Genomic DNA, 17,055 nt, shown 5'->3' on the forward strand with positions numbered 1-17,055 from the left:
TGGCCATGACGAATCAACCCCTCTGCCCCGAAGCGCTGACAGCTTGCTCCGGCTGCCGCCGCTGGCCCGATTTCATGAAGAAGATGAGCAGGAACGCATAAATCACGGACAGGAAAAGAACAAATTCCAGCGCGACGGTAAAGGCGTGTGCGTAGCGGGCACGAGCGTCAAGCAAATCGGAAATAACCAAAGCCCGATAGAAGAAGATCCCGACAAAACATACGCCTAGCGCGGTGCTGAGCTGAGTCGCTGTCGTCAACACGCCGGAAGCCGTCCCTATATTCTCCTGACGGACCTTGGATAGAATGGTTCCGATGAGCGGCGCCGCGCAGGTTCCCTGCCCAATGCCAATGACGAACAAACATGGCCAAAGCGCATTCCAAACCAGATGACCGCCGTCATGATGGACCATTTCCCATGTGCAGCCTAAGCCGCCTGCCGTAATAATAGCTCCGACTAATAGAACAGCCGGTCCGAACTTGCCCACGAACTTTGGTGATGCCAGTGAAGCGAGGAAGAAGCCGATTCCCAGCGGCAAATAGGTTAATCCCGAAGTGAATGCTGAGTAACCGAAGCCCTGCTGCAGCATAACGGCTAACGTGAAGAAAAGGGCCGAGGCGATCGCATAAAAGACGAGAATAAGCGATATGCCAAGACGAAAGGAACGATCGCGGAAAAGCGATGGGGAGAGAAGCGGCGATTTTCCATTTTTAAGTATTTTGCGCTCATATATAATAAACAGTGTCAAACATACCGGGAAGCAGGCAAGCAAAATGAAAGACCATGCCGGCCATCCCGCCTCGCGGCCTTGAACGAGAGGAAATGCAAGCGCCAGCAGGCTTGCCGTTAAAAGGAGTGCGCCGGTCAGATCAAGGCGTCTGGCTGCAGGGTTGCGCGACTCTTGGAGCAGCGGGATCCCGGCCAGTAAGGCGGCCACACCAATCGGGACATTCACGAGAAACACAGAACGCCATCCTAGGTCGAACAGATTTTGGCTGATCAGGTAACCGCCGAGCAGCTGCCCGGATACGGTGGCGATGCCGATGGTCGCACCGTACAATCCGATTGCTTTCGCTTTTTCATTTTCAGGAAAACTCATATGTATCATGGCGAGCACTTGCGGCATCATGGCAGCCGCCGTTACGCCCTGAAGCACGCGAAACAAGATCAGGTACATCGCGGAGGGAGCAGCGCCGCATAGCGCCGAAGCGACAACGAATCCTAACATCCCTGTAAGGAACAAACGTTTTCGCCCAAACATATCGCCAAGTCGGCTCCCGGTAATCAGCAGAACGGCATAAGCAAGCGTATAGCCCGCAAGAATAAACTGAATGTCCGAAGCGCTTGCCCGTAAATCGGATTGGATGGAGGGAATCGCGACGTTAACGATAAAAGAATCAAGCAAAGCCATAAAGGTCGCTGACAGCACCACCGCCAAAGCCCACCACCTGCGAGGATCAAGCATCGATTTATTTGTTTTGGTCACTTCAATCACCCTTCTAAACAAGAGATATCCCCATCTTAGAATAGAAAGGTTTGTTTGTAAGAATACCGTTTATACAATGATAAAAAATAATACCTAGATCGGGGGAAGCGAGTGTGGGAGAGGATTTGAAACGCCGCAAAGAGTTGGGGGCTTTCTTGAAATCGCGCCGATCGCGCTTATCCCCATCCGACCTTGGGATTCAAAGCGCGCCGCATCGCCGGGCCAAAGGACTTCGCCGTGAAGAAGTGGCGGATATGGCCGGGGTAAGCAATATCTGGTATACGTGGCTTGAACAGGGGCGGGACGTCCGGCCCTCTGCCCAGGTTCTGGACAGTTTGGGCAAAGCGCTGCAATTGAACCGGTACGAGCTGGTGCATTTATATACGCTTGCCGAGCACCGCCCGCCCGTTAAAGAATGGATGCCCGACATGCACGTGGATCTGTCTGTACAGCGGATGCTGGATAAATTAGAGCCTTTTCCCGCCTACGTAAGAGGACCGAGGTGGGATACGCTTGCTTGGAACCATGCGGCTTGCGAGCTGTTCGGCGACTTTAACCGGATGAATGTACTGGAAAGAAACAGTTTGTGGCGGATGTTCGCCCGTACCGACTACCCCGATTTGCTGCCGGATTGGCCGAATGTAGCCCAGAGCCTCTTGGCCCAATTTCGGACAAGCTACGGCCAGCACATTGGCGATCCTTCGTTCGAGGAGCTGGTTGAACTGCTTAAGAGGACAAGCGAAAAGTTCAAGCAATGGTGGGAAAATCATGAAGTGCTAGGTATCCCGCTTGGACTGAAAAGGTTCAATCACCCCAATCTCGGGGAACTCGCGTTCGAGCACCAGTCGCTTATCGTTGCGGATGATCCCGACTTAAAATTGACGGTATTTATCCCGGTTCAAGCGGATAACCCTTGAGTTGAGGAACGGTTACAAGGACTAAGAAAATGAGGTAAAGGTAGATGCTTGATTGGAAAGGGCTCAGCTGTCATTAGACAGCCGAGCCCAGTCTGAGGAAGAACGCCTTTGGATTGTTGCCTTATTTTGTAAACTGCAAGGAGCCGATCATTTCATTCAATTCGGACTGTAATTGCAGCTGGAGCCCCTCCACGATCGAAAAATCGGTGGCCGCAACATTGTAGGCCTTTATTTGAGAATCGATAACCTCGGCTTCCGCCAAAAGGGAGGTGGCCTCTTTCATTTTTGCCGAATAGCGTTCTTTAATCGAGGCTATTTCGGCTGCATAGGCTTCATCTGTGCCAGGGGCCATCGTGAGCGTGTACATGTCCAGGATTTCATCCCCGACCCGATCGGGAAAGTATTCATGAGGGGCGGTACTGTCGAAGATCGCTGTTCGGAGCTGCGGGAATATCAACATATCGAGGCTGTTGGGATCAAAGCCGCAATGAAACACTTGAACATCGATTCCTTTCTGTTCGGCAGAGGTGGCCAGCTTTTTGAGCAGTGTCGATTTTCCGGATCCCGGCCTTCCTTTGATGAAAATCCGTCTGTCCAGCTGAGCGGTCAAGCTTTGAATAAAATCGAATGCCCCCTTCGGCGTCGCAGCTCCGAAAAACAAGTGACGCCCAACGGTTGGCGTATCGCTTTCATGACCAGCGTACAAATCTTGAATCAAATCCTCCGCAACCAGGCCGGCCTTCGTGAAATCCATGCTTTCGATATAATATTTTTCCCATTCGTCATGAATCCGCAATGCGGTTAAGAACGTTTCATAGGCTTTCGAATAAGCACGATCAAGCTTACCTCTAAGCTCTTCTATCGTCCCGGAATGTTCCGGTGAAATAAGACCGTTATCAAGCGCCTCCCCGAAATGAATCAAGACGATTTCACCGGCCTCGTCCTCCGCAATCCCCTCGCAGACGCGCCCATCGATAATACCGACCTTCAATTCCGTTAGAATGATGCCATCCAGTTCGTCGGGACGGAGAGGGGAGTGGAAGCATTGCACATGCTGACCTTGATCCAGCAGGCCATCCGCCAAACTCCGGATGACCGTCGATTTCCCCGTACCCTGGGGACCCGTAAGGACGAAGATCTTGTTCAGCCCATCAAAGGCGGAGTTATACAAGAAATGGGCTCCGTGTGCAGTGTTGCCGCGGGCAAAGTAGTGGGATGAATTGTCCACCAACCTGAAACACTCCTTTGTGCATCAGAATAAGCATGCGTGGGATAAGTGCCTATGCATTTGTATATTCCGCATGGTAACAAGCGGTGTTTGTTCTCTCCCGTGTTTTTTCGCCAGCGGCAACGGTTATGATCCATATGTTCTGTGGTCTGATTGGTGAAGGGCATGTGTGATGATTCGACGTCCGCGCTCCGTCACTACAGTGAATTGCATAAGGAAGACCCTGGACGAGAGTATTGCTTTCTTCATTCAAAAAGATGATTGATGGAATCATTCAAAGAAAAAAATCGAAATCGCCCTAACGATTGTCCCGATCCATGATGAGCGCTGACGCGGCGCTTCGCCCAGGCGAAAGGGCATGGCTAGCCAAAATGACTAGCTCAGTCTTTGCACACCTTTGAACCATACGGCTTCAATGGACAGGGTATCCGAGATATGGGTTGTCGGATCGCCATTGACCAGCACCAGGTCAGCGCGCGCCCCTTCGGCAATACGGCCACGATCATGAAGGCCGAACCGGCGAGCCGGTTTCGAGGTAGCCGACTGAAGCGCTTCTATCGGCGTGAACCCGGCCGTGACCAGCAATTGCAATTCATGATGCACGCTGGCTCCATGAGCAAGACCGCCAAGATTCGGAACGGGAACGGGGGCGACATCCGTCCCGACCAGAATATCCACTCCGGCATGGTGAAGATCCATCACGTTTTTGAAGCTGTTTTCCATTTTGCCTTGCGGGAAAGTATTGAAGCTGGCGTTCAAAATATCGATCCATTCCGGACTTAATTTGGAATAAACACGCGGGTCATTCGCCAATTCCGATGCGGGGTTTCCAAGAATAGATGCGTTCAACACCAAGCACGGTGTAACAAACGCGCCGGAGTCGACGATGGATTGCACTAACTCCGGCGTGTACTCGGGCCTGTCGATAAAAAGGTGGCCCAATCCGTCCACTCCAAGATCGATGGCGGTTTGCGAAGAATGAGCGGTCAAGACGTGGGCGACGACGACTTTATCGAACTTATGGGCTTCTTCCACGGCTGCTTGCAGAATCTCGTCGCTTAATACAGGCAGGCCAGGGGCACCCATGACGGTTCCTTCTTCAATCATGATTTTGATATAGTCGGCGCCATTCTCCACCTGGGTATGCACATGTTTGATCGCTTCTTCCACCGTCGTTACTTGCGGCACTTCTTCGTGATCGTGGGCGTATGCGGCCAGCATAGCTTCCCGGTCTTCCTTCGATAGCTTCTCCAATTCCTTTAATACGAATTCCGGAATCTCATCCCCATCTGGCAGCAACTCATCCGGATGACCACCCGGGGCGGTAATCGCCGTGCCTGCAGAACGGACATCGGCGACGTCATCCACATTTTTCAATTGGATGGCGCGTCCTCTTTCCGTAAAATCGCCGTTCATCTCGAGTTCGGTCGTCACGCCGAATTGTAAGGCATCCCGTAATCCACCGATGGAAGTGTGGACATGCGCATCAATCAAGCCGGGCAATAAGGTCGCATTCTTGGCATCGATGATCGTTGCATTCGCCGGAATGTCGCCGCCCACCGCAATAATGGTTTCTCCTTGGATGACAACGCTCCTTGGCTCGATCACTTTTTCCCCATCGAAAATACGCGCATTCGTAATGGCAGTCACTTGTTCTAACGGAGCGTATGGAGTTGCATTCTTCATTTCTATTCCTCCCTGGTGTGGTGTCGCAATCAATTAGGAGTATAAATGTTAGAGATCTAACTGTCAATAAACTAAATTTCGTTTGACGTGAATACTTGTTTTTTTGTATAGTCTATTTACCGACTGTTAGCCATCTAATAATTTGAGGAGGAACGATCATGAAGCCCCGCAAGGATACGCCTTATCTGGATTTGTTTCAGATTATCGGCCTGAAGTTAAAGAAAAGAGCGGACGAGAGCATCAAAGAGTTGGGTTTAAACGCGCAACAGGGGAAAATAATCGACTACATCTACGAAAACCAAGATAAAAATATCATTCAGAAGGACCTTGCCGATCGGTTTCACGTGCGAGGAGCCAGTATTACAAACATGCTTCAAGGTCTTGAGAAAAGAGGATTTATCGAGCGTAAGATCCCTGCCAATAATGAACGGCAAAAAAATATATACGCTTTACCCAAAGCCGTTGAATTGATTGAAGACTTCCATGACTCCTTCCAGAGCGTGGAGGACGAAATCGTTCAAGCCCTTACCGCAGAGGAAAAGCAAACCCTGAAGGAAATACTGATTAAAATTAATGATCGCTTGTAATTGCTTGAAATGAAAGAAACAGCGGCAGCCATGGACGGGAACATAAAGTCCGTAGCTGCCGCTGTTTGTATTTAATGAACGATTGCTTCCCGTCAGCCGAATATTTGGATTCAATCGGAAGCAAGCTAATCAGCGTTAATTTGGAGGTTACCTCCAAAACGTAATCTTGTCCGAGCTTAATCGAACGGATTCATACCCGTCTACCTTGGCTTTTCCGATGGAGATCATCATGACCGGCGCGTAGCGTTCTTCATCCAAATCAAACGCTTTGGCTACCTGATCGACTTCAAAGCCTGCCATGGGGTTCGTATCATACCCATGCGCACGAGCTACCAGCATGAATTGCATGGCAAAAAGGCTGCTATCGACTTTTGCAACTTCAACTTTTATTTCATGGGGGAGAGCCGGGTACATCGATAGAATGGTGTTGAGTTGGTTGTCCCGTACTTCAGCCGGCATTTTTCCTTGTTCCACTGCCGTATTGTAGATTTCTTCAGCATTTAAATAGCTTTGGGTATCGCCGAAAATGAACAACATGGCCGATGAAGTGTCGTTTTGCAGCGTATTGAACCGCACAAGAGGCCGTAGCTTTTCTTTTCCTTCCGGCGTGTCGACCACGACTACGCGCCAAGGCTGCATATTGGCAGAGGACGGAGCCAAGCTGGCTTCCGCAATCATTTCGTTCATCTCTTCTTTCGATATTTTAAAGTTCTCATCATAATGGCGAACGGAACGTCGTCCCCTGACAATATTGGCAAAGTCGTTAGTTTGGATATGGTTGAACATAGAATCTCTCCTTTGGATAACCTTTTTTTTGACATGTCGCATGTCATTCGTTATCCTAAACGCATTATGAACTATAAACTTAGGTTTATAGCAATAGGTAAGGAGAAGTCCCATGATGAAAATAAATGACGTTTCCAAATTAACGGGTCTGCCGATATCTACCTTGAGGTTCTACGAACGCAAAAACCTCATTCCGGACGTATTTGTTCAAAGAGATGCGAACAATTATCGGATTTACTCTGAAGAGATTGTCGAATATCTAAATGATGTGAAGGCACTTTTGTCCGTGGAATTTTCTATAGAAGAGTTAAGTTTGCTGGTCAATCCACAACTTCATTTATCCAGCGAGGAAAAGAAGAAAATGGTGGAGCAGAAAATCAAAGAAATCGAAGATATTCAGAAGCAGCTGAGAAAGTCGAAAAAATTCCTGGAGGACATCTTGGTGGGGAAAGCGAATTTCCAAACGAAGTGTTAGGAATAGTTTGGTGGCTGCCGTGCAGATCGTGAAAATAACAATCTATAAGAACATCAATAAAGGAGCATGCCGTGGCATGCTCCTTGCGCATTTTTCGCCGATAGGTACGTTAAGGTGAGCCTTATCATAAGTAGGGCGAAATTTGGGTCCAAGTTCCCTTGCAAGGTGTGGACAGTCACTCTAAGGGGGTAGATAGAACACTTGCTCGAACGGCACATCACAAGTAAAATGTTGGTATATTTGTGAAGCTATGAAGCGAGTCAGGAGGATAGAATATAGATGCCGATTTCGATCATGACTGTTGAGGCGTGTTTTGCTGAAACGTGTCCGGGCGAATCAATTGTCCCACGATTTGATTGTCTAGAAACTGAAACGCAGTCGTTCAATCTAATGCGTTTGCAACCAATGGGAGAGCTCGTGGCGTCATCCGAAATGGGGGTTTGTTCAACGGAGGCCCTGCATATAGATAGGGTTCGGGAGGCACTACGATTGGCCCGCTCGGAGCGGGCGGATTTGTTCATTACTCCCGAATATGTCGTTCCATTACAACTGATCGATGAAATGGTTTACAATGAGGAACTTCAACCACCGCCGAATAAGCTGTGGTGTTTGTGTTGCGAAGGCATGACATGGAAAGCGTTCCAAGATCATATGAATCTATGGGCAGACTTCTGTTATGTCGGTGAAGGAGCGTTAGATCACATATATGAAAGTAATTTCACCGGTATTATATTATATGTCTTTCAATCGGCGGCGGGCGATCGCTGCTGTTTGGTGCCACAGAGTAAGCTGCAGCCAATGAGGGAGGATTTGGCTGTCTGTGAGCGTGTTGGATTATCCCGCGGCAAACATATTGTATTGTTCGGGGAAGCGCGCCCAAATCGATTGGTCTCGTTTATATGCGCCGATGTCTTTAACCAAGATGTTAACCAGTTAAGCTTTCTTTTCCCCGATCGCAATGAATATAAATATATAGTGTTACATCCTCAACTAAACAGTGCTCCCCGACATGTCGAGATCGCGGACCTTCGCAATACAATGTTCCGGGCGGAATGCGGTCAAAATACATTATATATTACTGCCAACTGGGCATCCGGTACGACGGTTCACATTCCTCAATATGAACGTACAATCAGTATACATAGTCCGTGGTCCAGTATTTATCGTAGACACATTCATTATGGTGAAGAGGGCTGGGTAAACGGACTGCGAGCGTTTCGGAGGGAAAACTTCCGACATGGCCTCGGTTTCGTTTTTGAGCCAGATATGCAGTACAAGATTTGGTTCGCCCATAGGAGGGAGCATATGCAACTCGTCTCCCTTCGCAAGCCGTTCGGAGGAGCCGCAGAAATAGAGAGGCCACGTGGTACTGTTCAAGCGTTGAAATCATTTATTCCAAACGAACAGCGAAACGGCTGGTGCCAGATGGAAATCCCCTTTGACACTATTCTACCTTCAGATATCCTGGCAGAGGCCAATGGTGATTATCTTTATCCGGTTCAAGCGGATGTAGAGAACAGGGATCGGTTCTTTAGCTCTTGTCTAGGGGGTACGGAGCAAGGGGAGCTGACTGCGACGAAGGTGGAACTAAGTCATAGGGTCAGCTATCATATCGACGACGAATGCGAGGGAGGACGAGTCCAGCAGGGGCGAAAAATTAGTAACCTAATCCGTTGTCTTAAACGACTTAATTACGACCGCTGCCCGTCCCAAATCCGTCGGCTAAAAGGCGGATATAGGTTCGGAATGTTGCCAGATGCGCCTGTCAATCTTCTTTCCAAAGCTGAGCATGTACGGGACGCCGCGCTAGTTGTATATGTGGAACATGAAACGCAGATGAAGGCGAAGGCTGAGCAATTAATTGACAAACATGGTTTTCTCATGCAAGAAAAGATCGTCGTGCTAGCTTTACGGGAGTTTAGTGGGGAGATCGTTCATTATCCGGAACTCAACGATGACGTAACGGCACCTGAGCGAAGAGTCCAGACGACCGATTACAGCCAGGGGGGATTGAATATTGAGCCGTCATTTGATTGAAATAATCAACGATTGCGGGTTGAAGTACGTTCGCTCACACAATCTGGGGCAATATGAAGTGTTTGAAGCAACTCACCGCGTGGAAAATATGGCTTTTGGCCTCTATTTGCTTGCTCCAATGACGGGGGAACAGTTCCTCGATATTTCTAGAAACACCCAATCTTATACTGCTTTTGAGGAGCAGTTGCTGGCGCCCTTTTACTTTCGACTAAAGGGGGATTGGAGCTGGAATCTCTACTTATACATAATTATCAACAAAAATGAGATACAGAACATCCCAATCCAATATATGGGGCGTGTCGAACGTAGCAAAAAATATGGAAAGAAGCTGGTAGTGAGCCTCGGTGAGTTGGCTGATCGTCTACCGGCCGCAAAAATTCCTAGCCGTATGAGCGGGAAGATTGCGGTTGATCCATTCACGGAGTGGATGAGCGCTCTGGCTCCTTTGGAACTGGACTTTTGTCTTTTTGACTTTAAGGAATCAAACCTTGATGCATATGTAAAAGGCGGTGAAGTTCCTCACCACCGTTCCGACATTATTCCCTCGAGGCAGGAATCCGACAACAGACCAGTCGGTCCTATTAAATCCGTCTCATTTGGAAGCATGTACCGATCTCATCTGCTGTCGGCTGCACCCGATCTTGACTTCGTACAGGTGAATTTATTTTATGGCCCTAATGGAATGGGTAAAACATCCGTGCTCGAAGGCATCGAGTTGTCATTTACCGGAGCAATTCAACGGAATCTGTTGGCGAAGGCCCCTGAACCAGAACAGTGGGACGGGAGATTGACCTTCGGTGACGCGGGTGTTTTCGACGGAATTCCTGAGGAAGCAGAGAGAAAAGAACGAGAGATCTTTTACTATAAGCATAAGGTATCCCGCCATGGTCGCAGCCAAATCAACCGGGTGTTTCACCAATACAATTATTTTTCTTCTGAAGCGGTCCATCAATTCTGCTACAATTTCGATTCTCGGTCGGATTACCGCAAAGATTTTGCACGGGTCATTTACGGCGAGCAATTAGAACGAGTGGAGCAGTTGTGGACGCGGTATAGCAGTGAATTCGGGAAGCAGTACAATCGTCTGAGCAGGCGAATCGAGGAACTAAATAGTGAATGCGAATCTATCGGCAGGCAGGGGGTGCAGAGATCGACGGTCATGCGGCAACGCGCCGCATCAGCTGTACGAAATATGACCCAATGGATCGCTTACTGCCAGTACTCTTATCCGACGCTTGAAGAGGACACTTCGACTGACATTATCGATGAGTGGCTACAGCACTTAACTCCTAGACTCCAGCAACTTGACATAATTAGTCGTCCTTTGTTCCTGAATTCCGAGATTGATGATAAAACGACTCTACAAACTGCTATTCGCAGCATGGAAGCTAAAATGGACGATTTCTTATCGCAAAGGAACAGTTATGTACAGCGGCTACAACAGCTTCCTGGCAAAGAAGAGCTTGACCGTGCAATTACTGAAGAGCATAATCGTAAAAATTCTCTCGTCGCGGCAAACCAGCGTCTTGCAAAATCTACAGTGGAGCTAGAGATACATCGAGCATTGTATGAGCAACCCGATATGCGAAAGAGGAGAACCGAGCTGGAGTTACGTAGAAAGGCGTTGACCGAGCTTATCATGGCACTGGATGATATGTTGGTTAAATGCCGGTGGGTGTCGGAAACGCCTTTATTATTAGCAGACCCTGCTCAAGCGGAAGCGCAGCTGTCCGTTTTGCAGACACGGTTTGGGGAAGCCGAGCAGGATTATAAACAAACTTCCGAGCGGGTCGAAGAGAACACTCGTCGATTTAACAGATTGGAGCGGTTAGTCGCGGATTTGAAAACGGCCGGGTGGCAGTATCTGCACGAACATCCTGACGAGACGCGCTGTCCATTGTGCGGGCACGACCACGAAGATCATGCCCTTATTGTCGTTCAGGTGGAACGGGGGCTTATGACAGAAAACAATCTGATGACAGAATTAGTAAACGAACACGAAGCAAAACGAGTCGCAGTGGCCCGGAGTAGCAAAGAGCTTGCTGCATTCACTGAACAGGTCGAGAGTCTGCGTCGATTCGTCGAGGTGTATCAGTATTTAGTAAGTCGACAAGCGCTACACGGCGTTGCCCTTTCGTCAACGTTCACCCCTGAAGCGGTTCGCGTCGGAGTATCCCAACTTTCTGAGCGAATCACTGATGTGAGGAATGATCTGAAGGTGGTCGAGAAAGAAATTTTTGAGCTGGAAGCTGCAGGTTGCACGCTTAAGGCCATTCAAGATTTGGAGCGTCTCCTTCGGAACGAACTAGCAGCTTTCGTGCATGAAGAATCCTACAATGGATCCGTGGATCAATTACTTAATGTAATACGAGTGGAAACTGAAGGGCAGCAACGGCAGATTGACGAGATAGATGTTAAAATAGCTGAATTACAGACTCGGATTCAATCGATCATGCTAGAAAAAACGACTATGGAATCGAAGCTTGAATTAATCGAAATACAGCGGAACGAGAATTCAGTTGCCTTGTTACAGTTAGGCAAAGCCGAGCAAGCATTAGCCGCACTGTATGAGCATAATATTACTTTCAATGAAAAACGCTCTTGGACGGAGTGGCGTTCTTATCTTGAAAAGTTGTTGGCTGAAGCCGAAGCACTGCGACAAATTCTTGAACCGGCGATACTCACTGAACAAAATAATCAAAGACTAGCAGCATTACAATATGAAGTATCACAATTAACGACGCAAAAGAGTAGGTGTGAGCATGCGGTCACAGCCTTGTCACACCTTCAATCACTTGCGAAATACGGCGATGAGTTTGTGAGAGCTAATTTTGAGGCCATCAGCCGATTGTTCGTTGCCCTTCATGCACCTAACGAATTCGTATCGCTTGAGTTGACGAGCGACAACGAGTTAGTAGCCATACGCAAAGGGCAGGAAACGCGTTGTGCAATTTACCAGATGAGCACCGGACAACGAACTGCCGTAGCGCTTTCGATCTTTTTTGTCATGCATTTGGTTATGGATTCGGCACCCCAATTTCTCATGCTGGATGAGCCGGTTGCCAATCTCGATGAGTTAAATGCGCTTGGACTTCTTGATTTTCTGAGGCAACTTACGGTAACGAATGGCACCCAAATTTTCTTTACTACTGCCAATCCCCAAGTGGCTACGCTATTCCGAAGAAAGTTCAGTTTCTTTAAAAATAATTTTAGATCATATCACTTTCAACGATTTGCAGAAGGGCCCTTGCAAATTCAGTTGCAGCAATTTCAACCTCAGCAGGAACGGGCTGTTCACACCGTTCGATTGAATACTGAGGAGGGCCTATTGTGAGGAAGCGTTTAGCAGCTTTTTGGTCAGCAAATGTTTGGAAAATGTCATTTTCATTTAGGCGTTTCTTTTTAAACTGGCTTTCGGTGTTTGCTATCATTTGGACTATTCTAGACTTTGTATTGTTCTTTTTTGGAAATAATGGAGTCTCTGCTTGGAAACCGCCAGTGTGGCTCGTACTTGTCACTGGCATACTGATTGCCATCTGGATGAGTCGTCCTCGATTGACGCGAGTTGTTAAACGAGATGATTTGGACGTGACGATACGTCTTACTGTGGATGATTTATTCCGAATTAAGGGCTTCACCGCCATTATTCCGGTGAATACGTCATTCAAGCACGACCATGTTGACGGCGGGGCCGTTCTTATACAGTACAGGGATAAGTACTATCCAGAAGTCGCTGCATTTGATCGCCAACTACAGGCGAGTCTTCTAAACGAGCCCACACCTAATATAGTCGATATTGGCACAGCACAGAGAAAAGAGTACCCGATCGGAACTGTTGTACGACTCGAAACGCCAGAGGCGCCGTTCCGCTCCGCTTACTTGATCGCAACTGCCAAATTAAATGAATATAATAGAGCGATACCGGATCGAAGCGATTTGCAGACAGGTCTAAAGGCGATCTGGTCCTATATTGCGCTTAGGGGTAGGAAAGAGCCCCTTGTTATCCCAATTGTCGGAAGTGGGCGACATAGAATTACCGCGAATCGATTAGAACTACTTGATGACATCGTAACCAGTTTCCTAGCTGCTGTGGAGCGAAATAAATTCACTGAGCAATTGACTATCGTCATTCATCCGAGCGCATTTCTGCGAAATGCATATTCGATGGATGAGATGGAAGAATATATTCGGTTTAGGTGTAAGTTCGGGGTAGATTAGCGATAAGGTCAATTGCGATAGGTGAACGCAAAAACCTATTTGAGGGTGGCTGCAAGATAAGACAAAAAACCGTTCCAGTGATCTAGGGCGGGTTACTTGGCATTAAAGCATATATGTAGTAGCCACAAGGCCGTATCACAATTAAAATTATATGAAATGTGAAACTCAAAGTCATACACAAGAACCTTTTTCAGAGTTAAGTTATAATCTACTTGGCTTTACGAATCGTCCTGCAACGGTCCGTTCGACTACAAAAATTGACTTGCGTAGACGGAAGAGGGTATCAGCACGAGTTGTAGGGAGCGCACGGGGCTCGGCCTGATCTCAACGCACTGCCAGGAATCCGGAAATCCGGATTCCTTTTTGCATTTCCGTGCAGCATTAATCTAACTCGCCAAGTACGTTTGCCTCTTCCAGCGAAGGGATAAGAGACCTAGCCCCGATTGGCGATGACATGACGATGAGGATGGTGTAGGTCCCGTATTTATCGCATTGGTTTCCGAACTCTTCGAGAGATCGTGTGGATTCAGCCATGACTTTCAATAAATAGTTATGTTCTCCGCTTATGCGATGGCATTCGATGACATCGGGAGATGAGCGGCAAAAATCAAGGAATGCATAACACTCCCTTGTATGAAACAGAATGTAGGCCGCTGCGTGTTTCCCGATTTTTTCAGGGGAAATCATGGTGCGGTACTCCTCAATGGTTCCACTTTCTTCCATGCGTCTTACTCTCTCCGTTACTGCAGGTTGCGATAACCTGACACACTTGCCTAGTTCCGTCATTGAAATTCTCGCCTGGCTTTGAAGATAATACAGGATTTGCTTATCGATATGGTCCATCAAAATCGGCTCCTTTAATTTTAAGGATTTCCTCATCAACAAACTCGAATTCCATTGTTTTAGGGTAGATGTAACTTCAATGCTTTATGCAAATTGCTGAACTTAATAATTATAATAAACTCACAATAGTAAAGTGATCAAGACTTTAACTATTGAGAAAGGATGGGGAAAGTTGAGCAACAGTTTGAATAAAAGCGTGGATGAAGTTATCGAGCATACGCTTGCCGATCACCGGCTGGTTGGTGCTGTTGTTAAGGTGGCGGTAGACGGAGTGCTGGTTTATAACGGTGTTGCCGGTTTTGCCGACCGTGAGAGGAACATCCCGATGCAAGAAAATGCCTTGTTCAGGCTTGCCTCCGTAACGAAACCGATCGTTTCAACGGCTGCCATGGTACTCCTATCGCAAGGCCGGCTCCAACTGGACGATCGCATTGATCGATGGCTTCCATTCTTTCAGCCACGGTTGCCAAATGGCGAAATCGCGGAGCTCACGATTCGGCACTTAATGACGCACACGGCGGGGCTGACTTACCGTTTCTTTCAGGAAGAGAATGGTCCCTATCACCGTGCAGGGGTGTCGGATGGGATGGACCAGGCCGGTATCACATTGGAAGAGAACCTGCGCCGGCTTGCCTCCGTTCCGCTCCTTTACACGCCAGGCACGCAGTGGAAATATTCGATCGCCACAGATGTGCTGGGCACCGTTATCGCCAAGGTTGCTGACGTGCCGCTTCAAGAAGCCGTTCATTCCTTGGTGCTTCAGCCGCTTGGCATGAATGACACTGGGTTTACTGCCGTTGACCCGGAGCGGCTGGCCACTGCTTATGCCAATGATGTTCCAGTGCCGCGGCCTATGTATGATCCTGACAGCGTAGCATTCTTGGAAGGCACGGCGGGCTTCCGGCTTGCCCCTGGACGGGCGCTTGACGAGTCGGCTTTTCCTTCCGGCGGAGCCGGCATGGTCGGAAGCGCCAGTGACTTTTTGCGGCTGCTGGAAACATTGCGGAAGGGAGGAACACCGCTGCTGCCCGAGCGGCTGGTTCGCGAAATGACGACCAACCAGATCGGCGATCTGCCGATGGCTTATTGGCCGGGCAGAGGCTTTGGTCTTGGATTTACGCTGCTGAAGGATCCTGTCGCCGCAGACACGCCGGAATCGCCGGGCACCTGGCGGATGGGCGGTACCTACGGCCATTCGTGGTTCGTTGATCCTGCGCGGAAGCTCAGCGTTGTGGCATTTACGAATACCGCGCTGGAAGGCATGTCGGGCCAGTTTACCGTCGATCTCTGCAAAGCCGTTTATGACGGAATCAAGCCATAAAGATTCGTTTAAGAGCCTAGTACGGTATGATCCGGACCAGGCTCTTTTATACAAGGGAGTGGAGAAGTTGGTTCCATTCAGTTCCGCCACAAAGACCATAAACCCTATATTTTTCATTGCACTTGGGCTATTTGGCATATATACCATTGAATTTGGCGTTGTCGGGATCCTGCCGGCCATCATTGAACGCTACGGCATCAGTACCTCTCAGGCCGGGATGCTCGTTGGCGCGTTTGCGATTGTCATCGCGTTGTTTGGTCCCTTTATGGTATTGCTGCTGTCCAAACTGAACCGCAAAACGGTGTTGGTGACATGTCTGTTCATTTTTGCCGGGTGCAGTTTGTTGTCTGCTTACGCTCCGAATTTTTATGTTTTGCTGGCGCTTCGCATGATTCCGGCTTTGTTCCATCCCGTCTATTTTTCTTTGGCTTTTGTCACGGCTATTTCACTGTATGCGAAGGAAAAAGCGACGCAAGCATCCGCCAAGGCATTCGTAGGGACCAGTATGGGCATGGTGCTTGGAATTCCGATCACAACCTATATCCAGCATCAATTCTCGTTCGAGGCCGCATTTCTATTCTGTACCCTTGTCAACATCGCTGCCGGCATCGGGATCGCCATGATGCTTCCGAAAACGCCGAAAGCGGAGAAAGTAACGTATGGGAGTCAGCTCGGTATATTGCGTAAAATTCCCCTTTGGATCAATATTGGCGCTGCCATTTTCATATTTGCGGCCATGTTTTCAGTCTATAGTTATTCTGCCGAATATTTAGAACAAGTGATGGGTGTGAACGGAGAGACCGTCAGTGTCATGCTTGTCGTATTCGGCGTCGGGGGAGTGGCCGGCAACTTACTCGCGGGGAGATGGCTTGGAATCAACATGGCGAGAACGACTGTGTTCCAACCGATCTTATTAGCGTTCTCTTACTTTTTGCTTTCCCTAGGCGAACCGTCGTCTTTAGTATCTCTTATTCTGATCATGGTCTTGTGGGGAGCGGTTCATACTAGCGGCCTCATTATAACGCAGATATGGATCACATCCGAGGCTCCCGAAGCGCCTGAATTTGCTGCCGGACTGTATATTTCTTTTATCAATCTTGGCGTGTTCATCGGTTCGGGAGCAGGCGGGATGTTTGTTGATCTTTTAGGCCTGAAAGGAACCCTATGGAGTGGCCTGCTGTTTATTGTGTTGGCTCTTGCTTGTATTGTAATCAAAGTTATATTCTTTAACTCAAAAGGGGTAAAAGAAAGAGGGGCACCCAAACGGGAGCGGCAGGAGGAGGCTCTGTTGTAGCATCGGGGAACGTTCTTTTGGGCACCATTGCTGGTGCTCTTTTTTTAAATCCATGTCACACTTCAGCTTGCTGTGCGGTCTTTAAGGTGTAAAGGATCAAAGGAGTGGGGAGGAACGATATGAAGATCGCGATCCAGCCGAAGTGCGCCGGAACATCAAGAACGCCCAGATGTTCGC

Annotated in this window: 13 protein-coding genes; 8 read left to right on the forward strand and 5 right to left on the reverse strand. The window is 48.5% G+C overall.

All coding sequences use genetic code 11. The annotated features are described in order from the left end of the window. Nucleotides 1–13: 13 nt before the first annotated feature. Complete coding sequence (locus LKX83_RS14195; RefSeq protein ID WP_227882927.1) at nucleotides 14–1,507, reverse strand: MFS transporter; 1,494 nt, start codon at nucleotides 1,505–1,507, stop codon at nucleotides 14–16. A 104-nt stretch (nucleotides 1,508–1,611) separates the two neighbouring features. Between LKX83_RS14195 and LKX83_RS14200 the strand changes: the two genes are divergently transcribed. Further along, entirely contained in the window at nucleotides 1,612–2,403 is a 792-nt protein-coding gene (locus tag LKX83_RS14200) for a helix-turn-helix transcriptional regulator (protein ID WP_227882928.1), read from the forward strand. A gap of 121 nt (nucleotides 2,404–2,524) precedes the next feature. Here the strand turns inward: LKX83_RS14200 and LKX83_RS14205 are convergent, their stop codons facing one another. Then, on the reverse strand, nucleotides 2,525–3,631 hold the full coding sequence (locus LKX83_RS14205; RefSeq protein WP_227882980.1) for a PRK06851 family protein: 1,107 nt from the start codon (nucleotides 3,629–3,631) through the stop codon (nucleotides 2,525–2,527). A 375-nt stretch (nucleotides 3,632–4,006) separates the two neighbouring features. Continuing rightward, the gene (locus tag LKX83_RS14210; RefSeq protein WP_227882929.1) at nucleotides 4,007–5,317 is read right to left on the reverse strand and encodes an amidohydrolase family protein; all 1,311 of its coding nucleotides are present in this window, start codon (nucleotides 5,315–5,317) and stop codon (nucleotides 4,007–4,009) included. Nucleotides 5,318–5,475: 158 nt separating this feature from the next. Between LKX83_RS14210 and LKX83_RS14215 the strand changes: the two genes are divergently transcribed. Further along, nucleotides 5,476–5,904, forward strand: coding sequence for a MarR family winged helix-turn-helix transcriptional regulator (locus tag LKX83_RS14215; RefSeq protein ID WP_227882930.1), 429 nt, complete (start codon nucleotides 5,476–5,478; stop codon nucleotides 5,902–5,904). Between the two features lie 147 nt (nucleotides 5,905–6,051). Here the strand turns inward: LKX83_RS14215 and LKX83_RS14220 are convergent, their stop codons facing one another. Then, nucleotides 6,052–6,690: a nitroreductase family protein gene (locus LKX83_RS14220; RefSeq protein WP_227882931.1), complete on the reverse strand. Its 639-nt coding sequence runs from the start codon at nucleotides 6,688–6,690 to the stop codon at nucleotides 6,052–6,054. A 112-nt stretch (nucleotides 6,691–6,802) separates the two neighbouring features. Here LKX83_RS14220 and LKX83_RS14225 point away from each other — a divergent pair, with 112 nt between their 5' ends. The 4 genes from LKX83_RS14225 to LKX83_RS14240 all read left to right on the forward strand — a co-directional run bounded on the left by LKX83_RS14225 (nucleotide 6,803) and on the right by LKX83_RS14240 (nucleotide 13,420). Then, the gene (locus LKX83_RS14225; RefSeq protein WP_227882932.1) at nucleotides 6,803–7,165 is read left to right on the forward strand and encodes a MerR family transcriptional regulator; all 363 of its coding nucleotides are present in this window, start codon (nucleotides 6,803–6,805) and stop codon (nucleotides 7,163–7,165) included. A gap of 279 nt (nucleotides 7,166–7,444) precedes the next feature. Then, nucleotides 7,445–9,202 (forward strand): hypothetical protein, encoded by a 1,758-nt coding sequence (locus tag LKX83_RS14230; protein ID WP_227882933.1) that lies wholly within the window; start codon nucleotides 7,445–7,447, stop codon nucleotides 9,200–9,202. Continuing rightward, nucleotides 9,183–12,536: an AAA family ATPase gene (locus tag LKX83_RS14235; RefSeq protein WP_227882934.1), complete on the forward strand. Its 3,354-nt coding sequence runs from the start codon at nucleotides 9,183–9,185 to the stop codon at nucleotides 12,534–12,536. Before LKX83_RS14230 ends, LKX83_RS14235 begins: the two co-directional genes overlap by 20 nt. After that, nucleotides 12,533–13,420: a macro domain-containing protein gene (locus LKX83_RS14240; protein ID WP_227882935.1), complete on the forward strand. Its 888-nt coding sequence runs from the start codon at nucleotides 12,533–12,535 to the stop codon at nucleotides 13,418–13,420. Before LKX83_RS14235 ends, LKX83_RS14240 begins: the two co-directional genes overlap by 4 nt. A gap of 381 nt (nucleotides 13,421–13,801) precedes the next feature. Here LKX83_RS14240 and LKX83_RS14245 read toward each other — a convergent pair whose 3' ends face one another. Continuing rightward, on the reverse strand, nucleotides 13,802–14,263 hold the full coding sequence (locus LKX83_RS14245; protein ID WP_227882936.1) for an Lrp/AsnC family transcriptional regulator: 462 nt from the start codon (nucleotides 14,261–14,263) through the stop codon (nucleotides 13,802–13,804). Nucleotides 14,264–14,435: 172 nt separating this feature from the next. Between LKX83_RS14245 and LKX83_RS14250 the strand changes: the two genes are divergently transcribed. Continuing rightward, nucleotides 14,436–15,584, forward strand: coding sequence for a serine hydrolase domain-containing protein (locus LKX83_RS14250; RefSeq protein WP_227882937.1), 1,149 nt, complete (start codon nucleotides 14,436–14,438; stop codon nucleotides 15,582–15,584). Between the two features lie 67 nt (nucleotides 15,585–15,651). Continuing rightward, nucleotides 15,652–16,878: an MFS transporter gene (locus LKX83_RS14255; RefSeq protein ID WP_227882938.1), complete on the forward strand. Its 1,227-nt coding sequence runs from the start codon at nucleotides 15,652–15,654 to the stop codon at nucleotides 16,876–16,878. Nucleotides 16,879–17,055: the final 177 nt, after the last annotated feature.

The organism is Cohnella baijiui (genome assembly GCF_020731285.1).
Classification (GTDB): Bacteria; Bacillota; Bacilli; order Paenibacillales; family Paenibacillaceae; genus Cohnella.

Excerpts from the sequence above, each read along its gene's own strand:
- LKX83_RS14210 (WP_227882929.1), bottom strand. The coding sequence starts at position 5,317 with ATGAAGAATGCAACTCCATACGCTCCGTTAGAACAAGTGACTGCCATT.
- LKX83_RS14215 (WP_227882930.1), top strand. The coding sequence starts at position 5,476 with ATGAAGCCCCGCAAGGATACGCCTTATCTGGATTTGTTTCAGATTATC.
- LKX83_RS14220 (WP_227882931.1), bottom strand. The coding sequence starts at position 6,690 with ATGTTCAACCATATCCAAACTAACGACTTTGCCAATATTGTCAGGGGA.
- LKX83_RS14225 (WP_227882932.1), top strand. The coding sequence starts at position 6,803 with ATGATGAAAATAAATGACGTTTCCAAATTAACGGGTCTGCCGATATCT.
- LKX83_RS14230 (WP_227882933.1), top strand. The coding sequence starts at position 7,445 with ATGCCGATTTCGATCATGACTGTTGAGGCGTGTTTTGCTGAAACGTGT.
- LKX83_RS14245 (WP_227882936.1), bottom strand. The coding sequence starts at position 14,263 with ATGGACCATATCGATAAGCAAATCCTGTATTATCTTCAAAGCCAGGCG.